The organism is Dietzia sp. DQ11-71 (assembly GCF_014144995.1).
GTDB classification, from domain to species: domain Bacteria; phylum Actinomycetota; class Actinomycetes; order Mycobacteriales; family Mycobacteriaceae; genus Dietzia; species Dietzia kunjamensis.
Genome location: NZ_JAALDT010000002.1, coordinates 1 through 4026 on the forward strand (window position 1 = coordinate 1; position 4026 = coordinate 4026).

Consider the following 4026-nt stretch of genomic DNA (forward strand, 5'->3'; position numbering starts at 1 on the left):
AGGGCGACGGTGGTCCGGGGCAGCCCCGCCAGTCTCGCCAGGGCGTCCGCGGCACCGGGGGCGGGCACGGCCTTCGTGGGGTCGTCGACGAACGGGGCGAGCGTGCCGTCGTAGTCGCACGCCACCACGAGGGTGGGGGCGTCGGCGGCGCGGCGCAGCGCCTCGTCCAGGGTCTCGGCGGTGGTCATGGACGTCAGGATAAGCGCGCCGCCCGGACCCGGGCACCGCGAAAGCGCCCGGCGCGTCATGTGACGCGTGTTACGTTAAGGAGACTCAAAGGCTGAAGTCGGGCGTCGGAACGACGTACCGGTGAGCGCAGAGGATCGGGCACCGGGTGCGCCCAGTGTCCGACCGCGACCGGAAGGTGAGAAGACCATGGCACCATCAGTGCTGAGGACATCCGTACGCCGTCGTCCGATGAGCGTGATCGCCGCCGCCGCGGTGATCGGCCTGGGGCTCACGGGCTGTACATCGACGAATTCCGACGACGACTCGAGCCTGCTGGAGACCCTGCAGGACCGCGGCAGCGTGACGGTCGGCTTCGCCGGCGAGGCGCCCTACTCGTTCCAGGAGAACGGCGAGCTCACCGGCGCCACGGTCGCCCTCCACCGCGAGATCTTCGGGAATCTGGGCATCGACACCGTCGAGGGCGTGAACGCGGACTTCGGTGCCCTCATCCCCGGCCTCCAGGCCAACCGCTTCGATGTGGTGAGCGCGGGCATGTCGATCCTCCCGGAGCGCTGCGAGCAGGCCGCGTTCAGCGAACCGGAGTTCAACTACACCACCGCCCTCATGGTCGAGGAGGGCAACCCGATGAACCTGACCGACATGCAGTCCGTGGCCGAGAGTGGAGCGCGGCTCGCCACGATGACGGGCGCGATCGAGTCCGACTACGCCTCCGAGCTGGGTATCGAGAGCATGCAGGTCGCGACCCCCCAAGACGGGATGGACGCGGTCACCTCCGGGCGCGCCGACGTCTTCGCCCTGACCGGCATCTCGCTGAACTGGATGAAGAACAACAACCCCGACGCCCCCGTCGAGGTGACCGAGTCGTTCGTCGCGGAGATCAACGGCGAGCCGCAGGTCGGCGCGGGCGGTACCGTGTTCCGCACCGACGACCAGGAGCTCCTCGACGCCTACAACGAGGAACTGGCCAAGATCACCTCCGATCCGGAGAAGTACCTCTCCATCGTGGGTGAGTTCGGGTTCACCGAGGGGGAGCTCCCCGACCCCGCGCTGACGACCGCCGACCTCTGCGCCGGCGAGTGACGGTGCACGGAGTCCGGTGACGAACGACCGTGGAAAGTAACATCGAGGCCTTCCTGGAGGCGTGGCCCCGCTTCCAGGACGGCATCGTCACCACCATCTATCTGACACTGGGCGGTGCGGCGCTGGGCTTCGCCATGGCGCTGGTCCTCGGCGTGGCGGCCGGGTCCCGCCTCATGGTGATCCGCGGGGTGTCGAGGACGATCGTCGAGTTCTTCCGGGGCACCTCGTTGCTGGTGCAGCTGTTCTGGCTGTTCTTCGTGCTGCCGCTGCTCGGCTACGAACTCGATCCGCTCTTCTGCGGGATCCTGGCGCTGGGACTCAACTACGGCGCGTACGCCGCCGAGGTGGTCCGTGGTTCGCTGGCCGCCGTCCCGACCCCGCAGAAGGAGGCCGCGGTCGCCCTCAACTTCTCGCCCTGGCATCGCATGTCCAAGGTCGTCTTCCCGCAGGCGTGGGTGCAGATGATCCCGCCGCTGAACAACCTCCTGGTCCAGCTCCTCAAGGGGAGTGCCCTGGCCAGCTTCATCCTGCTGCAGGACCTGACCTTCCACATCGGGGAGCTGCGCCGGGTGACCGGCGATACGGTGTTCGCCTTCGGCGTCGGACTGATCCTCTACTTCGTCATCGCGTACGTCCTCACCCTGTTCATGAATCTCCTCGAGGTCCGGGCGAAGTCCCGCCTGGGGGCGGGGCCGTCGCTCCGTGAGGTGCTCAGCTTGCGACCCGAACGGGTCAACGAGGCAGTGGGGGTGGGCCGATGAGCGTCGACTGGAGCTGGGAACGCGCCATCGAGAGCATCCCGATCCTGCTGGAGGGGTTCCGGATCACGCTGCTGGCCACCGTCGTCGGCTTCCTCATCGCCGCGGTGCTGGGACTGCTCGTCGCGATGGTGCGTCGCGCCGCGCCCGCCGTGATCACCGTGCCCCTGCGCCTGGTCACCGAGTTCATCCGCCTGACCCCTCTCGTCGTCCAACTGTTGTTCGCGTACTTCCTGCTGCCGCAGTTCACCGCGCTGCAGATCGGCATCGCCGTGATCGGCGTGCACTACGCGACCTACATGGCGGAGGTGTACCGCGCGGGCATCGACGCGGTCCCGACCGGGCAGTGGGAGGCCGCCCGGGCGCTGTCACTCCCCGCGGGGCGCACGTGGCGCGCCGTCGTCCTGCCCCAGGCGATCCGCAACACGGTCCCGGCGCTCGGCAACTACGCGATCTCCCTGTTCAAGGACACCCCGTTCCTGTTCGCGATCACGGTGGTGGAGATGGTGACCGCCGCGCAGCAGTACGGCGCCCGCAACTTCCAGTACCTCGAGCCCATCACCCTCGCCGGGGTGATCTTCCTGCTCGCGAGCTACCCGACCTCGATCCTCATCCGGAGACTGGAGAAGTCCCTTGTCTACTGACCCCAGCACGCCGACGCGGCCGAGCACGCCGACAGGCGGCGAGTCGCCGATGGTGGTGTTCGAGAAGGTGGTCAAGCAGTTCGGCGACCACGTGGTCCTGGACCACCTCGACTTCACCGTGCGGCGGGGCGAGCGGGTCGCGCTGATCGGCCCCAGCGGGTCGGGCAAGACGACGATCCTGCGCCTGCTGATGACCCTCGAGGAGGCGAACGACGGCGTGATCTGGGTGGAGGGCGAACCCCTGACCCACCAGTTCAAGGGCGACACGCTGGTCAAGGCCTCCCAGAAGCACCTGCGCGCCGTCCGCTCGAAGATCGGGATGGTGTTCCAGCAGTTCAACCTGTTCCCCAACATGACGGTGCTCGAGAACATCACCGAGGCGCAGATCCACGTCCTGGGGCGGTCCAAGGGGGAGGCGGTGGAGCGGGCACGTGAGCTCCTCGACACGGTCGGTCTCGCGGACAAGGAGAACGCCCACCCGACCACGCTGTCGGGCGGGCAGCAGCAGCGGGTCGCCATCGCCCGGGCGCTGGCGATGGATCCCGATATCCTGCTCCTCGACGAGGTCACCTCGGCTCTCGATCCCGAGCTTGTCGCCGACGTGCTCGGGGTGCTGCGGATGATCGCCGAGTCCACCGACATCACGATGCTCATCGTGACCCACGAGATGGGGTTCGCCCGCGACGTGGCCGACCGCGTGCTGGTGTTCGATCAGGGCAAGATCGTGGAGGAGGGCACCCCCGAGGCCATCTTCACCGATCCCAAGCAGGACCGGACACGCACGTTCCTCAAGGCCGTCCTCGAACGGTGACCCGCCCCGTGTGGCGTGACGCTTGACCGTGACCCGGCCGCCTGTAGGATTGTCGACAATCAGACGGTTCCATGGAAGGCGCGCCGATGACCCTGTCGCACACGGCCCTCGAACTGGCCGACGGCTACCGCCGGGGCGAACTCTCCCCGGTCGATGCCGCCGAGGAGGTGCTCACCGCGATCGATCGGGTCGACGGCGAGATCAACGCCTTCTGTCACGTCGATCGTGACGCGACGCTGACGGCCGCGCGGTCGTCCGAGGAGCGGTACCACCGTGGTGAACCGCTGAGCCCGCTCGACGGCGTCCCCACCACGATCAAGGACATCTTCTACACCCGCGGCGTCCCGACGCTCCGGGGTTCCCGCCTCCTGGCCGACAAGCCCGGTGCGTCCGATCCCGCCTCGTGGCCCGACGACGCCCCTGTCACCTCGGCGGTCGGCGAGGCCGGGTGCGTGGTGATAGGCAAGACCACCACCCCGGAGTTCGCGTGGAAGGGGGTCACGGACAACACGCTCACCGGGATCACCCGTAATCCGCACGACCC

General features: G+C 68.2%; 6 protein-coding genes. 5 read left to right on the forward strand and 1 reads right to left on the reverse strand.

The genetic code is table 11. From position 1 onward, the window contains the following. Positions 1 to 188: trehalose-phosphatase (locus tag G6023_RS00070; RefSeq protein WP_277817483.1), on the reverse strand; the 188-nt coding region annotated here is incomplete at its 3' end. A 229-nt stretch (positions 189 to 417) separates the two neighbouring features. Here G6023_RS00070 and ehuB point away from each other — a divergent pair. From ehuB to G6023_RS00095, 5 genes are all read left to right on the forward strand, one after another. Then, positions 418 to 1269, forward strand: a complete 852-nt coding sequence (gene ehuB / locus G6023_RS00075) for an ectoine/hydroxyectoine ABC transporter substrate-binding protein EhuB (RefSeq protein WP_200841581.1) — start codon at positions 418 to 420, stop codon at positions 1267 to 1269. Positions 1270 to 1298: 29 nt separating this feature from the next. After that, on the forward strand, positions 1299 to 2030 hold the full coding sequence (gene ehuC, locus G6023_RS00080) for an ectoine/hydroxyectoine ABC transporter permease subunit EhuC (RefSeq protein WP_182633758.1): 732 nt from the start codon (positions 1299 to 1301) through the stop codon (positions 2028 to 2030). Beyond that, positions 2027 to 2671, forward strand: a complete 645-nt coding sequence (gene ehuD, locus G6023_RS00085) for an ectoine/hydroxyectoine ABC transporter permease subunit EhuD (RefSeq protein ID WP_182633759.1) — start codon at positions 2027 to 2029, stop codon at positions 2669 to 2671. Before ehuC ends, ehuD begins: the two co-directional genes overlap by 4 nt. A gap of 49 nt (positions 2672 to 2720) precedes the next feature. Further along, positions 2721 to 3482: an ectoine/hydroxyectoine ABC transporter ATP-binding protein EhuA gene (gene ehuA / locus G6023_RS00090; protein ID WP_069388850.1), complete on the forward strand. Its 762-nt coding sequence runs from the start codon at positions 2721 to 2723 to the stop codon at positions 3480 to 3482. Positions 3483 to 3568: 86 nt separating this feature from the next. Further along, positions 3569 to 4026, forward strand: a 458-nt coding sequence (locus G6023_RS00095; RefSeq protein WP_241727568.1) for an amidase family protein, incomplete at its 3' end; no start/stop codon positions are given.

Bases quoted from the DNA above. Each gene is read 5' to 3' on its own strand.
- ehuB (WP_200841581.1), top strand. From the start codon at position 418: ATGAGCGTGATCGCCGCCGCCGCGGTGATCGGCCTGGGGCTCACGGGC.
- ehuD (WP_182633759.1), top strand. From the start codon at position 2,027: ATGAGCGTCGACTGGAGCTGGGAACGCGCCATCGAGAGCATCCCGATC.
- ehuA (WP_069388850.1), top strand. From the start codon at position 2,721: ATGGTGGTGTTCGAGAAGGTGGTCAAGCAGTTCGGCGACCACGTGGTC.